Below are 18,083 nucleotides of genomic sequence, written 5' to 3'. Positions count from 1 at the left end.
TGAATGTGTGAAATGTGATATTATAACATTCTATCACTTCTGCAAGCCTAAAATTAACATGACAAGTTTAGTTTCACTGGAAAACGTCTCGGTCTCATTTGGTCAACGCCGCGTCCTCTCTGACGTGTCGCTTGAATTGAGCCCCGGAAAAATTTTAACGCTTCTCGGCCCTAACGGCGCGGGGAAGTCAACGCTTGTACGCGTGGTTTTAGGACTGGTAGCCCCTGATGAAGGGGTGATCAAGCGCAACGGGCAACTCCGTATCGGCTATGTCCCGCAAAAGCTCTATCTCGATACCACGCTTCCGCTGACGGTAAACCGATTTTTACGTTTACGTCCCGGCACACAAAAAACGGATATTCTCCCGGCGCTTAAACGCGTTCAGGCCGGACATTTGATTGACGCGCCCATGCAAAAACTCTCCGGCGGTGAGACACAGCGCGTACTGCTGGCGCGTGCTCTGCTTAACAGGCCGCAGTTGCTGGTACTTGATGAGCCGACGCAAGGCGTGGATGTCAACGGCCAGGTCGCGTTATACGACCTTATCGATCAGCTGCGCCGTGAACTCGATTGCGCCGTGCTGATGGTGTCGCATGATCTACATCTGGTCATGGCAAAGACGGATGAAGTGTTATGCCTGAACCATCATATTTGCTGTTCCGGCGCGCCGGAAGTGGTGTCTATGCATCCGGAATTTATCTCTATGTTTGGCCCGCGTGGCGCGGAGCAATTAGGGATTTATCGCCATCATCATAATCATCGCCACGATTTACAGGGTCGTATTGTACTGCGCCGGGGAAATGGTCACTCATGATTGAATTATTACTGCCCGGCTGGCTGGCCGGGATGATGCTGGCCTGTGCCGCTGGTCCTTTGGGCTCATTTGTGGTCTGGCGTCGGATGTCCTATTTTGGCGATACGCTGGCTCACGCGTCGCTTCTGGGCGTGGCGTTTGGCCTGTTGCTGGACGTTAATCCCTTTTATGCGGTAATCGCCGTTACGCTGCTGCTGGCCGCCGGTCTGGTATGGCTGGAGAAACGCCCTCACCTCGCGATTGATACCTTACTGGGCATTATGGCGCACAGCGCCTTATCTTTAGGACTGGTCGTGGTCAGCCTGATGTCCAATGTCCGTGTTGATTTAATGGCTTATCTGTTTGGCGATTTGCTGGCCGTGACGCCGGAAGATCTTATCTCGATCGCTATTGGGGTCGTTATTGTGCTGGCCATTCTCTTCTGGCAGTGGCGCAACTTGCTGTCAATGACTATCAGTCCGGATCTTGCCTTTGTCGATGGCGTGAAGTTACAGCGCGTGAAGCTGCTATTGATGCTGGTAACGGCGTTAACCATTGGCGTAGCGATGAAGTTTGTCGGAGCGCTGATCATTACGTCGCTGCTGATTATCCCCGCCGCAACCGCGCGCCGCTTTGCCCGTACGCCGGAACAGATGGCGGGCGTCGCCGTTGGTGTAGGTATGATAGCGGTTACAGGTGGACTGACCTTCTCAGCCTTTTATGATACCCCGGCAGGGCCATCCGTAGTGCTGTGTGCCGCGCTGCTGTTTATCTTCAGTATGATGAAAAAGCAGGCAAGCTAAGCGTGTGTTGCCCGGTGGCGCTGCGCTTACCGGGCCTACAAAATCGCCCAGGTCTGATGAGCGCAGCGATTTCAGGCGCTAAGGCATCTCTGGCGGCGTGATCCCGAAATGGTTCCAGGCGCGCACCGTTGCCATACGCCCACGCGGCGTGCGCTGCAAAAAGCCTTGCTGAATCAGATACGGCTCCAGCACATCCTCAATGGTTTCACGCTCTTCGCCAATCGCCGCCGCCAGGTTATCCAGTCCCACCGGACCACCGAAGAATTTATCAATAACCGCCAGCAGCAGCTTGCGATCCATATAGTCAAACCCTTCCGCATCGACGTTCAGCATATCCAGCGCCTGCGCGGCAATTTCCGCTGAAATAGCCCCGTCATGCTTCACCTCGGCGAAATCACGCACACGTCTGAGCAGGCGGTTGGCTATACGCGGCGTACCGCGCGCCCGACGCGCCACTTCCAGCGCGCCGTCATCGCTCATCTCCAGCCCCATGTGCCTTGCGCTGCGCCCGACGATGTGCTGCAGATCGGGCACCTGGTAGAACTCCAGGCGCTGCACAATACCAAAACGGTCACGTAGCGGCGAGGTCAGCGAACCTGCTCGCGTCGTCGCGCCAATGAGCGTAAACGGCGGCAGATCGATCTTAATTGAACGTGCAGCAGGCCCTTCGCCAATCATAATATCCAGCTGGTAATCTTCCATCGCCGGATAGAGTACCTCTTCCACCACCGGTGAAAGCCGGTGAATCTCATCAATAAACAGCACATCATGCGGTTCAAGATTGGTGAGCATAGCCGCCAGATCGCCTGCTTTTTCCAGCACCGGGCCAGACGTGGTTCGGAGATTGACGCCCATTTCATTGGCAACGATATTCGCCAGAGTCGTTTTACCTAACCCTGGCGGGCCGAAAATCAGCAAGTGATCTAGTGCGTCGCCACGCCGTTTTGCCGCCTGAATAAAGATCTCCATCTGGGAGCGCACCTGCGGTTGGCCGACATATTCCGCCAATAGCTTCGGGCGAATGGCGCGATCGGCGACGTCTTCTGCGATCGTGGCGCCTGCTGAAATCAGGCGATCTGCTTCTATCATCCTTTACCTCATAACGCGGCGCGTAACGCGTCGCGAATCAGTGTTTCACTGCTTGCATCCGGACGGGCGATCTTGCTTACCATCCGACTGGCTTCTTGCGGTTTATAACCCAGCGCCACCAGCGCAGCAACTGCTTCTTGTTCTGCATCTTCCGAGGTTGGGCTGGCCGGCGATGTCAATACCAGATCGACCGCTGGCGTAAAGAGATCGCCATGTAGCCCTTTAAAGCGGTCTTTCATTTCGACAATCAGCCTTTCGGCGGTTTTCTTGCCGATACCCGGCAGCTTCACCAGTGCGCCAAGCTCTTCGCGCTCAACCGCATTCACAAACTGCTGCGCCGACATGCCGGAGAGAATCGCCAGCGCCAGCTTAGGCCCGACGCCATTCGTTTTAATTAGCTCTTTAAATAGCGTGCGCTCTTGCTTATTGTTAAATCCGTACAGCAACTGCGCATCTTCACGCACCACGAAGTGGGTGAAGACGATTGCCTCCTGCCCGGCCTCCGGCAGCTCGTAAAAGCAGGTCATAGGCATATGTACTTCATAGCCTACTCCCCCTGTCTCCAGCAGCACGATCGGGGGTTGTTTTTCGAGAATAATGCCTCTGAGTCTGCCTATCACATGACGCTCCTGCGTAAAGGGCTGAAAAGATAATGCACTATCATAAAAAAAGACTGGATGTTTATCCAGATGAAAAACACGTATCCCGATATTTCTCTACTCCGACAACCCGCGATGGTTAACGACGGGTACGCTCCCCGCTGCGTACAAAATAAGTCGTACACTCATTGACAACTTTTTGCGTCCTACGCGAACAACTTTTTGCCAACATGCCGTGGCGCACGTTCGGTAGTCTTCAATAATGAGTATCCTGATAACACTAATAATGTATCCAGTACGAATGCCAACAGCGGAACATCGGGCCTCCAAAAAAACAGACCCGAGAATAGATTTAATAATATTAACCACTAGCGCTGAATTTAATCGCATGTTGTTTTATCGTCGCGCGCAACAGATTTTAATTCGCCATGACACAATAAATATTGTACAAACTCATTTTTCATGCCATCGAAATTCACGGCTGGCATCCCTTCTGAATAACTATAATAAATATTCACATACTCTTCGCTACTAAAAAGTGCCTGTCGTTTTGCTGCTAACCCACGGCCTTTTGCTGCAATATACTGGAAGCAGTGGCCGCTGGCGCCACAGCTCCGCCCATCATCAACAATATATATATCGGCAGCGTTAAACAGCTGTTCCAGCCAGCACTGGCGAATCGTTCCGGCCGCACAAACCAAAAATAATGATGCGCTAATCATCCACCCGGATTTTTTTACCGATGTCATAGCCAGGAAAGCCATAAAGCACGCTGCCTGCAGGCACAAAACCAGTTCTTTATTCCCGGCAACCAAATGCCACTGGTTAAATACTAAGGTAATGAAAACTGAACTCAATGTTGCCAACAGTCTGGTCCTGAACCGCCTGGCAGGGAGAAGCAAAAATAATAATGAAATCGTCCCTGGCTTTAATAAAAAAACAACAGTATTAGCCTCTGCCATATCAATACTCAAACAATAACAAAAACTAATAAACAGATGAAAGATAATAGCAACAAAAATATAAGAAAAATAAAATACCCAACCTATTCTCATTGGTTTATCATCAACCACGTCATACTCCCTGTCAATATGAGAGATCAGATGATGAGAAATTTACCACCTTAATCCCCCCCAAATATATTTGCGACATTAATTCCAATAAATGAAATATTCACCATACATATTTCGATGACACTAAGGCTTGTCATTTATCTGGTATAATGCTAACTACCCTGTAGAATAAATAAAAGGAATTTATTTCAAATAATGGAATGCAGAGATGAAAAAACATTATTCTGTCCAATATGAAACCGGGGATATCGTCTTTACCTGTATAGGTGCCGCGCTTTTCGGCCAGATATCCACCGCTTCACAGTGCTGGAGCAACCATGTTGGGATTATTATTGGTCATAATGGTGATGACTATCTGGTGGCGGAAAGTCGCGTCCCCCTCTCAACCGTCACCACGCTGTCACTGTTTATACAACGTTCAGCTGGACAACGTTACGCGGTTCGTCGCCTGTGCGGCGGTCTGACGGTCGAACAGAAACTCGCCATCATGGAACAGGTTCCCGCCCGGCTGAATAAGTTTTATCACACGGGGTTTAAATACGAGTCATCGCGCCAGTTCTGCTCGAAATTTGTGTTTGATATCTATAAAGAAGCATTATGTATTCCGGTAGGCGATATTGAGACATTCGAAGAATTACTTCACAGCAATCCTGATGCGAAACTCGCCTTCTGGAAGTTCTGGTTTTTAGGTTCAATCCCGTGGGATCGTAAGACGGTGACGCCAGCCAGCCTGTGGCATCATCCCAACCTGGATGTAATCTATCAGAGTCACTCTCAGGGGCATCTTCCCGGAGAAGCGGCATAACGCCCTGATATTTCCACTCGCGAGTATATCCTGACAGGCCGATACGAGGCCTGTCAAATGACTGACAGATATATTGTCTCTCCCGCCTCCCAACGTGCATTAGCGCGCCAGAGGAACGTATCCAACGTCAGCAATCAACCTTTGCCCTTGCTCGCTCAAAAACCAATCGATAAATTTTTGCGATTGCCGCGAGGGTTTTCCAGCGGAAACCATATATACATCAATAGTGTAAGGATATTTTCCATTGCGAATATTTTCGATGGTCGGCTCGATGCCATTCACCGCCAGCAAGCGCAAATCAGGGCTATGGTGAAGCTGCGTAGCATAATAGCGGAAGGTATACCCCAGAGCATTGGCGCTGTTCTGGTAATTTGCCACATTACGCAGCAATCCGATCATATCGTGAACGGATTCTGTTTCCAGCGGCTTGCGAAGTTTATCCTCGCCCATCACCGCAGCCAGCATAATCGTCTGGCTACCCGATCCCTTTGGCCGCTGATAGGGGTAAATACGCGCATCGTTGCCGCCGACTTCCAGCCAGTTGTTCACACGCCCGGAATAGATATCGCGAATCTGTTTTTCACTCAGTTGAGTCAGCGGATTATCCTTATGCGTGACAAAAACAAAAGCCTCGCGGGCAATGGGATAGAAGTGTAAATCAACGCCCTGCGCCCTCGCGCTGGCTTTTTGCTCGGCGGAAGGCTCAGCGACAAAAATGATATCCGCTTCACCATGAATTAACTTCTCCCAGGCACCAGGTGTCCGATCGCAGCGAACATATTTCCACACGCTGTCTACATCCAGGTTGTGATACAGCGCCTGCGCTGCCGAGGCGTATACCGGATAAACTGCCGTTGCGCCATTCAGTCGCGGCCAGTCGTTTTCCAGCGATAGGCCAGGTGATGCGCTCAGCGCCGTCAGTTTATTATCGGGGGTAAACGGGTCATATGCGCCAGGCTCAAAAGATTCCGTTATTTCCCTGGCCGGATCGTTAACCACTCGTCGCTCGCGACGATCATAAGTTTGCCAAGCCAATAATCCGCTAATAGCAATTGTCATTGCGGCGATGAGCAGGACAATACTTCGCCATCCGGCGACGTTTTCCAACTTATTATTCTGCCGAACGGTGATAAAACGCATGATGGTATACGACAGGAAGCCGACAAATGGAATCACCGGGGCAATGATCACCCTTGACGATGATATCTCATAAAATTCCGTCATTAAAGCCGATTTGATCAAGGCAGAATAGAGTCCGAACCACTGTATCCCGTGATAAAACACGCTACTTTCGAAGTCGCCGTCAGCGACGATAATCATTATCAGCCAAACGGTAAGAGAATAGAAAATCAGTAATAAGGCAGGTAAAAAACCAGGAATAAAACGCTCTCGTTCATCGATAAAGCGACCGCGAATACCACCAGTCGCACAACCCACAAGAATGGTGGCCATCAGCGTGGCGATAAGCCCATAGATATCGCCAGCAATATTAAAAATAATGTTAAAGATACTGAGTATTATTGCTAATATCGGCAACACCACGACCAGCAGCACGATTTCTGCCAGCCAAAATTTTATCGACTTTATTATCGCCATAGTACGGGTCTCCCTGACCCTGCATTTACATCAGCGCATTCTCCCACGCGCTAAATTCAGCCGCGATTCGCTCATTTGCATCGCGTTCTGGCTAACATGGCAATGCGTAATGGCGATAGCCAGCGCATCTGCGGCGTCTGCCTGCGGGTTAGCGGGGAGCTTCAGCAACGTGCGCACCATATGCTGAACCTGGCTTTTCTCCGCGCTACCAATACCGACGACGGTTTGCTTCACCTGACGCGCCGCGTATTCAAACACGGGCAGTTCCTGGTTGACCGCGGCGACAATCGCGACGCCGCGCGCCTGTCCCAGCTTGAGGGCTGAGTCGGCATTTTTCGCCATAAACACCTGTTCGATAGCAAAATAGTCCGGCTGGAACTGCGTGATGATTTCCGTCACGCCTGCGTATATGAGCTTCAAACGAGACGGCAAATCATCGACTTTGGTGCGAATACATCCGCTGCCCAGATAGGTCAGTTGTCTGCCTACCTGACGGATAACGCCATAACCGGTAATGCGCGAGCCGGGGTCAATACCGAGAATAATCGACACGCTATACCCCCTGCCCGCCGGCGTTTAGCAGCACCATTACAGGGTCGCCGCCACCTCATCAGAGATCTCACCGTTATGGTAGACTTCCTGAACATCGTCACAGTCTTCCAGCATATCGATCAGACGTAGCAGTTTCGGCGCGGTTTCCGCATCCATATCCGCTTTGGTTGACGGGATCATGGACACTTCGGCGCTATCCGCTTTCAGACCCGCCGCTTCCAGCGCGTCACGCACTTTGCCCATCTCTTCCCAGGCAGTGTAAACATCAATCGCGCCATCATCATAGGTCACAACATCTTCCGCGCCAGCTTCCAGAGCGGCTTCCATGATGGTGTCTTCATCGCCTTTCTCAAAGGAGATGACCCCTTTCTTACTGAACAGGTATGCCACTGAGCCATCGGTACCCAGATTACCGCCGCACTTGCTGAAAGCATGACGCACTTCCGCTACGGTACGGTTACGGTTGTCACTCAGACACTCAATCATAATGGCCGTGCCGCCAGGACCATAACCTTCATAGATGATGGTTTCCATGTTCGAGTCTTCATCACCACCCACACCGCGAGCGATGGCACGGTTCAGAGTGTCGCGGGTCATGTTGTTGGCCAGCGCTTTATCTACAGCCGCGCGCAGACGCGGGTTGGCATCCGGATCGCCGCCGCCCAATTTAGCTGCCGTTACCAGTTCACGAATAATTTTAGTGAAGATTTTACCGCGCTTGGCATCCTGCGCAGCTTTACGATGTCTGGTGTTGGCCCATTTACTATGACCTGCCATAAATATTTCCTCAAAAAAAGCGCGCCTTTTCAGGCGACGTTAATGACAAACTCTTCAATCGCTTGCCGGTTACTCCAGGACTTGGTAAGCGCCGCCGCGTCAGGCGCATCAAGCCACTGGTACGTCAGATGTTCAGTGAATATCACCTGCCGCTCATGCGGTAACGCAAGGCAGAACCAGAATTCTGTATTGTGCATAACGCCCGGCGCATAGCGATGACGTAAATGTGAAAAAATTTCAAACTCCACCGTACGCTGGCAGTCGATTAAGGTCAGTTGCTCTGCCGCAACATCAATCGTGACCTCCTCTTTGACTTCACGCACGGCGGCCTGCAACGCGGTCTCCCCTTCTTCTATGCTGCCAGTCACTGACTGCCAAAAATCCGGGTCGTCGCGTCGCTGCAACATTAGCACCCGTTTCGTATCCTGCGCGAAAATAACCACCAGGACCGAAACGGGGCGCTTGTACACTTTATCCTTCACGCGACCTCGTTGTTGGCTGTTGGGTGACGCCGCGCATTGATGAGGCACCCCCTTGCGGGCCGCCGCGATATCACGCGAATGATGTCGTGTACATTGTTCATATCAGTTATTCTCGGCTTTCTTCACAACCTGAATACCCAACTCCGTCAACGCTGCCTGGTTGGCGAAACTCGGCGCTTCGGTCATCAGACACGCGGCGGCGGTCGTTTTCGGGAAGGCGATAACATCACGAATATTGTCGGTGCCGGTCAACAGCATGGTCAGACGGTCCAGACCAAACGCCAGGCCCGCGTGCGGCGGCGTACCGTATTTCAACGCATCCAACAGGAAGCCGAACTTCTCGCGCTGCTCCTGCTCATTGATACCGAGAATACCAAATACGGTTTGCTGCATTTCACCGTTGTGAATACGCACCGAACCGCCGCCCACTTCATAGCCGTTAATCACCATATCGTAAGCGTTAGCGACGGCTCCTTCCGGCGCAGTTTTCAGTTCAGACGCCGTCATGTCACGCGGGGCGGTGAACGGATGGTGCATCGCGGTCAGACCGCCTTCGCCGTCGTCTTCGAACATCGGGAAGTCAATCACCCACAGCGGCGCCCATTTGTCTTCGTCGGTCAGGCTCAGGTCTTTGCCCAGTTTCAGACGCAGCGCGCCCAGCGCATCGGCAACCACTTTTTTGTTATCTGCGCCGAAGAAGATCATGTCGCCGTCCTGCGCGCCGGTACGTTCAAGGATAGCCTCGACGATGTCGGCGGTCAGGAACTTGGCCACCGGACTGTTAATCCCGTCCAGACCTTTCGCGCGCTCGTTAACTTTGATATACGCCAGTCCTTTCGCGCCGTAGATCTTAACAAAGTTACCGTAATCGTCGATCTGCTTACGGCTAAGCTGTGCGCCGCCAGGCACACGCAGCGCTGCCACGCGGCCTTTCGGATCGTTAGCCGGGCCCGCGAAGACCGCGAACTCTACCGATTTCAGCAGGTCAGCGACATCTACCAGCTCCATCGGGTTACGCAGGTCTGGCTTGTCGGAACCGTAGCGACGTTCCGCTTCGGCAAACGTCATGACCGGGAAATCCCCCAGATCCACGCCTTTCACTTCCAGCCACAAATGGCGCACCAGCGCTTCCATCACTTCGCGCACCTGTGGCGCGGTCATGAAGGAGGTCTCGACGTCGATCTGAGTAAACTCCGGCTGACGGTCAGCACGTAAGTCTTCATCACGGAAGCATTTGACTATCTGATAGTAACGGTCGAAACCGGACATCATCAGGAGCTGTTTGAACAGCTGCGGCGACTGCGGCAGCGCGTAGAATTTACCTTTGTGCACGCGCGAAGGCACCAGATAGTCGCGCGCGCCTTCCGGCGTGGCTTTGGTCAGCATCGGCGTTTCAATATCAAGGAAACCGTGATCGTCCATAAAACGACGCACCAGGCTGGTAATTTTGGCGCGGGTTTTCAGGCGCTGCGCCATTTCCGGACGACGCAAATCCAGATAGCGGTACTTGAGACGCGCCTCTTCGGTATTAACGTGGTTAGCGTCAAGCGGCAGTGAGTCTGCGCGGTTGATGATAGTGAGAGAGGACGCCAGCACTTCAATTTCGCCGGTCGCCATATCCGCATTGACGTTTTTCGCGTCACGCGCACGCACGGTGCCCGTAACCTGAATGCAGAACTCATTACGCAGTTCAGAGGCCAGCTTTAACGCGTCCGCACGATCCGGATCGAAGAACACCTGCACAATACCTTCGCGGTCGCGCATATCGATAAAGATCAGGCTGCCAAGATCACGACGACGGTTGACCCAACCACACAGAGTCACCTGCTGCCCCACGTGGGACAGACGTAGCTGTCCGCAATATTCTGTACGCATGAGATATCCCTTAACTTAGCCGCAGGCGGATTGTTGCCTGCCATGCAGGCGACGAAGTCGCAGCTTTAGCTGTATGTCACAACTGGATGAAAAAAGGCGGCTATTATACTGGAAATTCTGCCGCACGATAAGAGTCAATCCAGCATGGGAGCGATAACTTGCCCGTTTCATGCGGTATCGACACTTGGTTCATACTGACTGTACCCGGGTTTTTCACGCGGGTATTGCGTATGCTCACAAAAATTAACAATATTTGTCACCGCTTTCCTCTTTAATCGCGCTTAAGGTGTAGTGAAATACGCTATTTTTAGGAGAGTGATTATCATGCTGAAACTCAACGCGACCACAACCGCCCTGGTGGTTATTGATTTACAGGAAGGAATTCTTCCGTTTGCCGGCGGCCCGTATACGGCAAATGAGGTGGTCGCCCGCGCCGCGCGGCTGGCGGAAAAGTGTCGTGCCAACGGCTCGCCCGTGGTTATGGTACGCGTTGGATGGTCTGATGATTATGCCGAAGCGTTAAAACAGCCGGTGGATGCCGCAACGCCTGCGCACGCGTTGCCGGAAAACTGGTGGACCTGGCCTACGGCATTGGGTAAAAAGGACAGCGATCTGGAAGTGACTAAACGCCAGTGGGGCGCGTTTTACGGCACCGACCTGGAATTACAACTTCGCCGCCGGGGTATCGACACCATCATATTGTGCGGAATCTCAACCAATATCGGCGTCGAATCCACAGCGCGTAACGCCTGGGAGTTAGGATTTAACCTTATTATTGCCGAAGATGCCTGTAGCGCCGCCAGCAGTGAGCAGCATCAGAGCAGTATGACGCATATTTTCCCGCGCATTGGCCGGGTACGCAGCGTAGAGGATATTTTAAACGCCTTATGATCTACATTGGCCTGCCGCAATGGTCGCACCCGAAATGGGCGCGGCTCGGCATCACCAGTCTGGAAGAGTATGCCCGCCACTTTAATTGCGTAGAGGGCAACACCACGCTTTACGCGCTGCCGAAAGCGGAAATTGTCGATCGCTGGTATGCGCAAACTACGGACGATTTCCGTTTTTGCTTTAAATTTCCCGCCACCATTTCTCACCAGGCCGCGCTGCGCCATTGCGACGATCTGGTACAGGCGTTTTTTACCCGCCTGGCGCCGCTGGAAACGCGTATTGGCCAATACTGGCTGCAGTTGCCCGCCGCCTTTGGACCGCGCGATCTCCCCGCCTTATGGCAGTTTCTTGATGCGCTCCCCGCCACGTTTACCTATGGCGTAGAAGTTCGTCATCCGTGTTTTTTTGACAAGGGTGAGGATGAACAGCGGCTCAATCGCGGGTTACACGCGCGCGGCGTAAACCGCGTGATCCTGGATAGTCGTCCGGTACATGCCGCCCATCCCCACAGCGAAGCCGTCCGCGACGCGCAGCGAAAAAAACCCAAAGTCCCGGTACATGCGGTCGTGACGGCCAGCCATCCGATGGTGCGTTTTATCGGTAGCGATAATATGGCGCAAAACCGTGAGTTTTTCGCCGCCTGGTTGCAGAAACTCCCGCAGTGGCGGCAGACCATCATGCCTTTTCTGTTTTTACATACTCCGGATATCGCGCAGGCGCCGGAACTGGTGAATACGCTTTGGCATGATTTACGCAGCGTCTTACCGGAAATCGGCACTGCTCCGTCCATTCCACAGCAATCTTCTCTTTTCTGAAAATGCCCCCTATCATAGACAGTGCCATCAGCCATTTTAAAAGGGAGTTTGTATGGTAAGCGCGCTGTATGCCGTTTTGGGTGCGTTATTATTAATGAAGTTCTCTTTTAATGTCGTTCGCTTGCGAATGCAGTACCGTGTCGCCTATGGCGACGGCGGTTTTAGCGAATTACAAAGCGCCATCCGTATTCATGGCAACGCGGTGGAATATATTCCTGTCGCGCTGGTGCTGCTGCTGTTTATGGAAATGAACGGCGCCGAAACGTGGATGGTGCATATCTGCGGCATCATTTTAATCGCCGGTCGGCTGATGCATTATTACGGTTTTCACCACCGCCTGTTCCGCTGGCGGCGGGCGGGGATGAGCGCGACCTGGTGCGCATTGTTGCTGATGGTGCTGGCAAACCTGTGGTATATGCCCTGGGAGTTGGTTTTCTCCCTGTATTAGCGCACAATACGCGCCTTTATTTTTCCCGGATGTATACGTTATGTCTCACCGTGACACGCTTTTTTCTGCGCCTATCGCCCGTCTCGGCGACTGGACTTTTGATGAACGAGTAGCCGAAGTTTTCCCCGACATGATTCAGCGTTCGGTACCAGGCTACTCCAACATCATCTCCATGATCGGCATGTTGGCTGAACGCTTTGTGCAGCCGAACACGCAGGTCTACGATCTGGGCTGCTCGCTGGGCGCCGCGACGCTGTCTGTTCGGCGTAATATCCGCCATGAGCATTGTCGCATTATCGCCGTCGATAACTCCCCGGCCATGATTGAACGCTGCCGTCGTCATATTGATGCGTATAAAGCGCCAACGCCGGTTGAAGTTGTTGAAGGCGATATCCGCGATATCACTATTGAAAACGCCTCGATGGTGGTGCTGAATTTTACCCTGCAATTCCTTGAACCTGCCGAACGCCAGGCATTGCTGGATAAGATTTACCTGGGGTTGAATCCCGGCGGCGCGCTGGTACTGTCGGAAAAATTTAGCTTTGAAGACGCGAAAGTGGGCGAGCTGTTATTCAACATGCACCACGATTTTAAACGCGCTAATGGGTACAGCGAACTGGAGATCAGCCAGAAGCGCAGTATGCTGGAAAACGTGATGCTCACCGACTCGGTGGAAACACATAAAGCGCGCCTGCGTCAGGCGGGTTTCGAACATAGTGAACTGTGGTTCCAGTGCTTTAACTTCGGGTCGCTTGTCGCGTTAAAAGCCGGAGTTGCCGCATGATCGAGTTTGGTAACTTTTATCAGCTCATTGCTAAAAATCATCTCTCCCACTGGCTGGAAACATTGCCCGCGCAGATTGCCGCCTGGCAACGCGAGCAGCAGCATGGCTTGTTTAAACAGTGGTCGAACGCGGTAGAATTTTTACCGGAAATGACGCCCTGGCGGCTGGATTTACTGCACAGCGTCACGGCGGAAAGCGAAACGCCGCTCAGCGAAGGTCAGCTAAAGCGTATCGATACGTTGCTGCGTAATCTGATGCCATGGCGTAAAGGCCCGTTCTCGCTTTATGGCGTAGATATTGATACCGAATGGCGTTCCGACTGGAAGTGGGATCGCGTATTGCCGCATCTGTCAGATTTAACCGGCCGGACGATCCTTGATGTCGGCTGCGGCAGCGGCTATCACCTGTGGCGGATGATTGGCGCAGGCGCACATCTGGCGGTCGGCATCGATCCTACGCAGCTTTTCCTCTGCCAGTTTGAGGCGGTGCGTAAACTGTTTGGTAACGATCAGCGCGCGCATCTGCTGCCGTTGGGCATTGAACAACTCCCGGCGCTGAAAGCATTTGATACCGTCTTCTCGATGGGGGTGCTTTATCACCGTCGCTCGCCGCTGGAGCATCTGTGGCAGTTAAAAGATCAGTTGGTCAACGAGGGTGAGCTGGTACTGGAAACGCTGGTCGTCGACGGCGACGAAAATACCGTACTGGTGCCGGGTGATCGCTATGCGCAGATGCGTAATGTCTATTTTATTCCTTCCGCGCCGGCATTAAAAAAATGGCTGGAAAAATGCGGCTTTATTGATGTGCGCATCGCTGACGTTTGCGTCACCACCACCGAAGAGCAGCGTCGCACCGAGTGGATGGTTACCGAGTCGCTGGCCGATTTTCTTGACCCGAACGATCGCAGTAAAACGGTGGAAGACTACCCCGCCCCGCAGCGCGCGGTGCTGATTGCGCGTAAACCGTGATGGATTGCCGAATGACCGTTACGTATAGCACCGTTTCTCCAAAATAGTTCAAGTTGCAGCAAGGCGGCAACGCAGCAAATCCCCGGGAACGTAGGTAGCTACGTGACCGGGGTGCGCGAGGCGGCCAACGCTGCTGCGGCTTGAAATATGAAGGAGAAAAAAAGGCCCCTGTTGAATTGGCAGGGGCCTGGTACGAGCAAGCATCATATTGGGCGACATGATGCAACGGTAAAAATCATTTGGCCTGATGGCGAACAATGATTCCTTTCATTTCAGCGACCGCCGCACCCTCTACCCTATAGCGAGAATACTCGTCCGCCTGTATATCGGCAGACATCGATAACCCCTGATTGCGATAGCGCATCGGCGAAGGCAGTAAGACTCCGGCGGAACTGTGTACTTCCCGTACTCCGGCATCGAGGAAATTCTGCAGGTTATTTGCACGAACCCCCGCACCAGCCATAATGATTGGAGCATCCCCCTGGGCAATAAGTTCCATAATTATTGATAAACCTTGCGCCGCATCGGCTTTTTGTCCGGAAGTCAGTACTCTTGCTACGCCTGCGTCAGCCAGATTCTTTAGCGCATTGAAGGGATTAGCGCACATATCGAAGGCGCGGTGGAATGTCACCGCCAGCGGCCCGGCCGCCGCCATTATTTTTTCCATTCGCGACATATCGACATCCCCATCAACGGTCAACACGCCAGTAACCAGCCCGGGAAACCCCAACTCTCTGACGAGGCGGATATCTTCCAGCATGGCGGCAAATTCACCGTCAGTGTAATAAAAATCCCCACCGCGAGGACGAATAATCGGATGTACGGGAATCGTAATATGCTCGCGTACGCTGCGTAAGACGCCGAAAGAAGGCGTAAGCCCCCCTTCTTTCGGCGCGGCGCACAGTTCGATACGATCCGCGCCGTTTCGCTGCGCGGTGAGCGCGCATTCCATGCTGTAACAACAGATCTCAAGTAACGCCATATTCACTCCGCTCGGCAGGTTAATGGGCCGCCTGTTCGCTGGCGACAATCGCTTCAATCGACCATGGATGAAATTTTACCGTGACGCGGCCATCGGTCACAGCCAGCGTAGGGTTTGGCAAACGTTCATGCTCGCCCTGTGGCGAACTGGTTTTAACCACGATCCCCGGCTGACTAAGCCCCTCATCCGACAACAACGCCAGCGCCCTCGCGTTCAAGGTCTCCGGCTCGCCGGGCAGCACGATTTCAATATGCTCCCACCCTTCGTGTGGATAGCGTTTTTCTCCCGGCCACGGTAATTCAATAACAGAAAACCGCCAGTGTTCCACACATACCGGTTCATGCAGTTTAAACAGACAAATCGGCCTGCCGTTGATGATATTTTCCGACAGTAGCTCGCCGCATTGTTCAAAACCGCGACGCCAACGCTCCGCCGTCGTATTCTGGTGACAGCGCAATGAAATGTGATCGGCCTCAAGGGCGCTAATCTGCAGACCAAGGCGAGTGGAAAGTTCTCTGAACGCCAGAGTGAATCGCGGTAAATCTGCGGAAATATCATGCAGTTCATCAATGTGTTGCCAGTTCGCCATATCAGGACGCTCTTCTTGCTGTGAAAACCGCTAATTTACGCTGTTGCGCCCCGGCAACCAACCTTTGATTTGATTGGGCGTTTATTGAATGCTTATGCAGATTATTGTTGCGTATATTTCAGGCGACGCGCCGCGCGCGCAATGCTGACGCCAACGGGCATTTGCAGTATACTCCCGCCCTAATTCTTAAACTGGCGCGGGCAATACAGCCCGCTTCATAAACGTAAGGTATTCCGGTGAATATTCAGGCTCTTCTCTCAGAAAAAGTTAGTCAGGCCATGATTGCTGCAGGCGCGCCTGCAGATTGCGAGCCCCAGGTTCGTCAGTCAGCCAAAGTTCAGTTCGGCGACTATCAGGCCAACGGCATGATGGCAGTTGCGAAAAAACTGGGTATGGCCCCCCGACAACTTGCAGAGCAGGTGCTGACTCATCTGGATCTCAGCGGCATCGCCAGCAAGGTTGAAATCGCCGGCCCTGGCTTTATCAATATTTTCCTCGAACCGGCTTTTCTCGCTGAACAGGTGCAACAGGCGCTGACCTCCGATCGTCTGGGCGTTTCTCAGCCGACTCGTCAGACGATTGTCGTCGACTACTCCGCGCCCAACGTCGCGAAAGAGATGCACGTCGGTCATCTACGCTCCACGATCATCGGCGATGCGGCAGTGCGCACGCTGGAGTTTCTGGGCCATCATGTTATTCGCGCTAACCACGTCGGCGACTGGGGTACCCAGTTCGGTATGCTTATCGCCTGGCTGGAAAAACAGCAGCAGGAAAACGCGGGCGACATGGCGCTGGCGGATCTCGAAGGATTTTACCGCGATGCGAAAAAGCATTATGATGAAGATGAAGCGTTTGCCGAGCGCGCGCGTAACTACGTCGTCAAATTGCAGAGCGGTGATACCTATTTCCGTGAGATGTGGCGTAAGCTGGTTGATATCACCATGACGCAAAACCAGATCACCTATGATCGCCTGAACGTCACTTTGACGCGTGACGATGTGATGGGCGAAAGTCTGTATAATCCGATGCTGCCGGGCATCGTCGCCGATCTGAAAGCCAAAGGCCTGGCGGTTGAAAGCGAAGGCGCAACGGTGGTTTTCCTTGATGAGTTTAAAAACAAGGAAGGCGACCCGATGGGCGTCATTATTCAGAAGAAAGATGGCGGTTATCTGTATACCACTACCGATATCGCCTGCGCCAAATACCGTTACGAAACGCTGCACGCCGACCGCGTGCTCTACTACATTGACTCCCGTCAGCACCAGCACCTGATGCAGGCCTGGACCATTGTGCGTAAAGCCGGTTATGTGCCGGATTCCGTTCCGCTGGAACACCACATGTTCGGCATGATGTTGGGTAAAGACGGTAAACCGTTTAAAACTCGCGCGGGCGGTACGGTGAAACTGGCGGACCTGCTGGATGAGGCGCTGGAGCGCGCGCGTCGTCTGGTGGCGGAGAAGAACCCGGATATGTCGGCTGACGAGCTGGAAAAACTGGCTAACGCCGTCGGTATTGGCGCGGTGAAATACGCCGATCTGTCAAAAAACCGCACCACTGACTATATCTTCGACTGGGATAATATGTTGGCTTTCGAAGGCAATACCGCTCCTTATATGCAGTATGCCTATACGCGTGTGCTGTCTGTTTTCCGTAAAGCGGACATCGACGAGCAGGCGCTGGCGAGCGCGCCGGTTATCATTAGCGAAGATCGCGAAGCGCAACTCGCTGCCCGTCTGCTGCAGTTTGAAGAAACCCTGACGGTGGTCGCGCGTGAAGGTACGCCGCACGTCATGTGCGCGTATCTGTATGACGTCGCCGGGCTGTTCTCCGGCTTCTACGAGCACTGCCCTATTCTCAGCGCCGAGAATGACGCGGTTCGCAATAGCCGCCTAAAACTGGCGCAACTGACGGCGAAGACGCTGAAACTGGGTCTGGATACGTTGGGTATCGAAACCGTAGAACGCATGTAAACGCGCCGTCGTTAACATCATCAGGCCTGACTCCGGATAACGGACTCAGGCCTTTTTATTGCCACTGACCCGTCCTGAATAGCGTTGACACGTTCCAGACTTAAATCCGGAGAACGTGATGATGACTGAGTTCAAACGCACCCAACGCGATTATCCTCTATCCTTTAAAATAGCCGTCGTTGAGCAGGTCGA

19 protein-coding genes are annotated in these 18,083 nt (G+C 52.9%); 9 read left to right on the top strand and 10 right to left on the bottom strand.

Annotated features, from left to right (window positions below):
* The first annotated feature begins 58 nt into the window (after nucleotides 1-58).
* Both znuC and znuB read left to right on the top strand, forming a co-directional pair.
* Entirely contained in the window at nucleotides 59-814 is a 756-nt protein-coding gene (gene znuC, locus ACH0VJ_RS00095; RefSeq protein ID WP_000203023.1) for a zinc ABC transporter ATP-binding protein ZnuC, read from the top strand.
* The gene (znuB, locus tag ACH0VJ_RS00090; RefSeq protein WP_000571508.1) at nucleotides 811-1,596 is read left to right on the top strand and encodes a zinc ABC transporter permease subunit ZnuB; all 786 of its coding nucleotides are present in this window, start codon (nucleotides 811-813) and stop codon (nucleotides 1,594-1,596) included. The genes znuC and znuB overlap by 4 nt, the downstream gene beginning before the upstream one ends.
* A gap of 78 nt (nucleotides 1,597-1,674) precedes the next feature.
* On the opposite strand, the gene ruvB is transcribed toward znuB, so the two are convergent.
* The 3 genes from ruvB to ACH0VJ_RS00075 form a co-directional block, all read right to left on the bottom strand.
* The gene (gene ruvB, locus ACH0VJ_RS00085; protein ID WP_000568508.1) at nucleotides 1,675-2,685 is read right to left on the bottom strand and encodes a Holliday junction branch migration DNA helicase RuvB; all 1,011 of its coding nucleotides are present in this window, start codon (nucleotides 2,683-2,685) and stop codon (nucleotides 1,675-1,677) included.
* An 8-nt stretch (nucleotides 2,686-2,693) separates the two neighbouring features.
* A complete protein-coding gene (ruvA, locus tag ACH0VJ_RS00080) occupies nucleotides 2,694-3,305 on the bottom strand; it encodes a Holliday junction branch migration protein RuvA (protein WP_000580335.1) in 612 nt (203 codons plus the stop codon).
* 359 nt (nucleotides 3,306-3,664) lie between these two features.
* Complete coding sequence (locus ACH0VJ_RS00075; RefSeq protein ID WP_000227320.1) at nucleotides 3,665-4,357, bottom strand: hypothetical protein; 693 nt, start codon at nucleotides 4,355-4,357, stop codon at nucleotides 3,665-3,667.
* Between the two features lie 208 nt (nucleotides 4,358-4,565).
* On the opposite strand from ACH0VJ_RS00075, the gene ACH0VJ_RS00070 reads away from it, so the two are divergent.
* Nucleotides 4,566-5,162 (top strand): YebB family permuted papain-like enzyme, encoded by a 597-nt coding sequence (locus ACH0VJ_RS00070; RefSeq protein ID WP_000716747.1) that lies wholly within the window; start codon nucleotides 4,566-4,568, stop codon nucleotides 5,160-5,162.
* 99 nt (nucleotides 5,163-5,261) lie between these two features.
* Here ACH0VJ_RS00070 and ACH0VJ_RS00065 read toward each other — a convergent pair whose 3' ends face one another.
* From ACH0VJ_RS00065 to aspS, 5 genes are all read right to left on the bottom strand, one after another.
* Nucleotides 5,262-6,758 carry a PstS family phosphate ABC transporter substrate-binding protein gene (locus tag ACH0VJ_RS00065; RefSeq protein WP_000974706.1) on the bottom strand — a complete coding sequence of 499 codons (1,497 nt, stop codon included), beginning with the start codon at nucleotides 6,756-6,758 and terminating at the stop codon, nucleotides 5,262-5,264.
* A gap of 30 nt (nucleotides 6,759-6,788) precedes the next feature.
* The gene (gene ruvC, locus ACH0VJ_RS00060; RefSeq protein ID WP_000022510.1) at nucleotides 6,789-7,310 is read right to left on the bottom strand and encodes a crossover junction endodeoxyribonuclease RuvC; all 522 of its coding nucleotides are present in this window, start codon (nucleotides 7,308-7,310) and stop codon (nucleotides 6,789-6,791) included.
* Nucleotides 7,311-7,346: 36 nt separating this feature from the next.
* Nucleotides 7,347-8,087, bottom strand: a complete 741-nt coding sequence (locus tag ACH0VJ_RS00055; protein ID WP_000907242.1) for a YebC/PmpR family DNA-binding transcriptional regulator — start codon at nucleotides 8,085-8,087, stop codon at nucleotides 7,347-7,349.
* Nucleotides 8,088-8,116: 29 nt separating this feature from the next.
* Nucleotides 8,117-8,569, bottom strand: a complete 453-nt coding sequence (nudB, locus tag ACH0VJ_RS00050) for a dihydroneopterin triphosphate diphosphatase (protein WP_000653693.1) — start codon at nucleotides 8,567-8,569, stop codon at nucleotides 8,117-8,119.
* A 102-nt stretch (nucleotides 8,570-8,671) separates the two neighbouring features.
* Nucleotides 8,672-10,444 (bottom strand): aspartate--tRNA ligase, encoded by a 1,773-nt coding sequence (gene aspS, locus ACH0VJ_RS00045; protein ID WP_001258635.1) that lies wholly within the window; start codon nucleotides 10,442-10,444, stop codon nucleotides 8,672-8,674.
* Nucleotides 10,445-10,768: 324 nt separating this feature from the next.
* Here aspS and ACH0VJ_RS00040 point away from each other — a divergent pair, with 324 nt between their 5' ends.
* The 5 genes from ACH0VJ_RS00040 to cmoB are packed head-to-tail and all read left to right on the top strand — an operon-like array spanning nucleotide 10,769 to nucleotide 14,350.
* The gene (locus ACH0VJ_RS00040) at nucleotides 10,769-11,335 is read left to right on the top strand and encodes a hydrolase (RefSeq protein WP_000916144.1); all 567 of its coding nucleotides are present in this window, start codon (nucleotides 10,769-10,771) and stop codon (nucleotides 11,333-11,335) included.
* Complete coding sequence (locus ACH0VJ_RS00035) at nucleotides 11,332-12,150, top strand: DUF72 domain-containing protein (RefSeq protein WP_000639225.1); 819 nt, start codon at nucleotides 11,332-11,334, stop codon at nucleotides 12,148-12,150. Before ACH0VJ_RS00040 ends, ACH0VJ_RS00035 begins: the two co-directional genes overlap by 4 nt.
* Nucleotides 12,151-12,202: 52 nt before the next feature.
* The gene (locus ACH0VJ_RS00030; RefSeq protein WP_000252975.1) at nucleotides 12,203-12,598 is read left to right on the top strand and encodes an MAPEG family protein; all 396 of its coding nucleotides are present in this window, start codon (nucleotides 12,203-12,205) and stop codon (nucleotides 12,596-12,598) included.
* Between the two features lie 40 nt (nucleotides 12,599-12,638).
* Nucleotides 12,639-13,382 (top strand): carboxy-S-adenosyl-L-methionine synthase CmoA, encoded by a 744-nt coding sequence (cmoA, locus tag ACH0VJ_RS00025; RefSeq protein ID WP_000019609.1) that lies wholly within the window; start codon nucleotides 12,639-12,641, stop codon nucleotides 13,380-13,382.
* On the top strand, nucleotides 13,379-14,350 hold the full coding sequence (gene cmoB / locus ACH0VJ_RS00020) for a tRNA 5-methoxyuridine(34)/uridine 5-oxyacetic acid(34) synthase CmoB (protein ID WP_000569033.1): 972 nt from the start codon (nucleotides 13,379-13,381) through the stop codon (nucleotides 14,348-14,350). The genes cmoA and cmoB overlap by 4 nt, the downstream gene beginning before the upstream one ends.
* 235 nt (nucleotides 14,351-14,585) lie before the next feature.
* On the opposite strand, the gene cutC is transcribed toward cmoB, so the two are convergent.
* Both cutC and ACH0VJ_RS00010 read right to left on the bottom strand, forming a co-directional pair.
* Nucleotides 14,586-15,332 carry a copper homeostasis protein CutC gene (cutC, locus tag ACH0VJ_RS00015; protein WP_001185768.1) on the bottom strand — a complete coding sequence of 249 codons (747 nt, stop codon included), beginning with the start codon at nucleotides 15,330-15,332 and terminating at the stop codon, nucleotides 14,586-14,588.
* A gap of 19 nt (nucleotides 15,333-15,351) precedes the next feature.
* Nucleotides 15,352-15,921, bottom strand: a complete 570-nt coding sequence (locus tag ACH0VJ_RS00010) for a VOC family protein (protein WP_000024796.1) — start codon at nucleotides 15,919-15,921, stop codon at nucleotides 15,352-15,354.
* A 236-nt stretch (nucleotides 15,922-16,157) separates the two neighbouring features.
* Between ACH0VJ_RS00010 and argS the strand changes: the two genes are divergently transcribed.
* Nucleotides 16,158-17,891: an arginine--tRNA ligase gene (argS, locus tag ACH0VJ_RS00005; protein ID WP_001025369.1), complete on the top strand. Its 1,734-nt coding sequence runs from the start codon at nucleotides 16,158-16,160 to the stop codon at nucleotides 17,889-17,891.
* The last annotated feature ends 192 nt before the right edge of the window (nucleotides 17,892-18,083 follow it).

Source organism: Salmonella sp. 2020_1459 (genome assembly GCF_043847915.1).
GTDB classification, from domain to species: domain Bacteria; phylum Pseudomonadota; class Gammaproteobacteria; order Enterobacterales; family Enterobacteriaceae; genus Salmonella; species Salmonella enterica.
The sequence above is the reverse complement of the archived record's forward strand: the minus strand, read 5'-3'. Positions and strand labels throughout refer to the sequence as shown.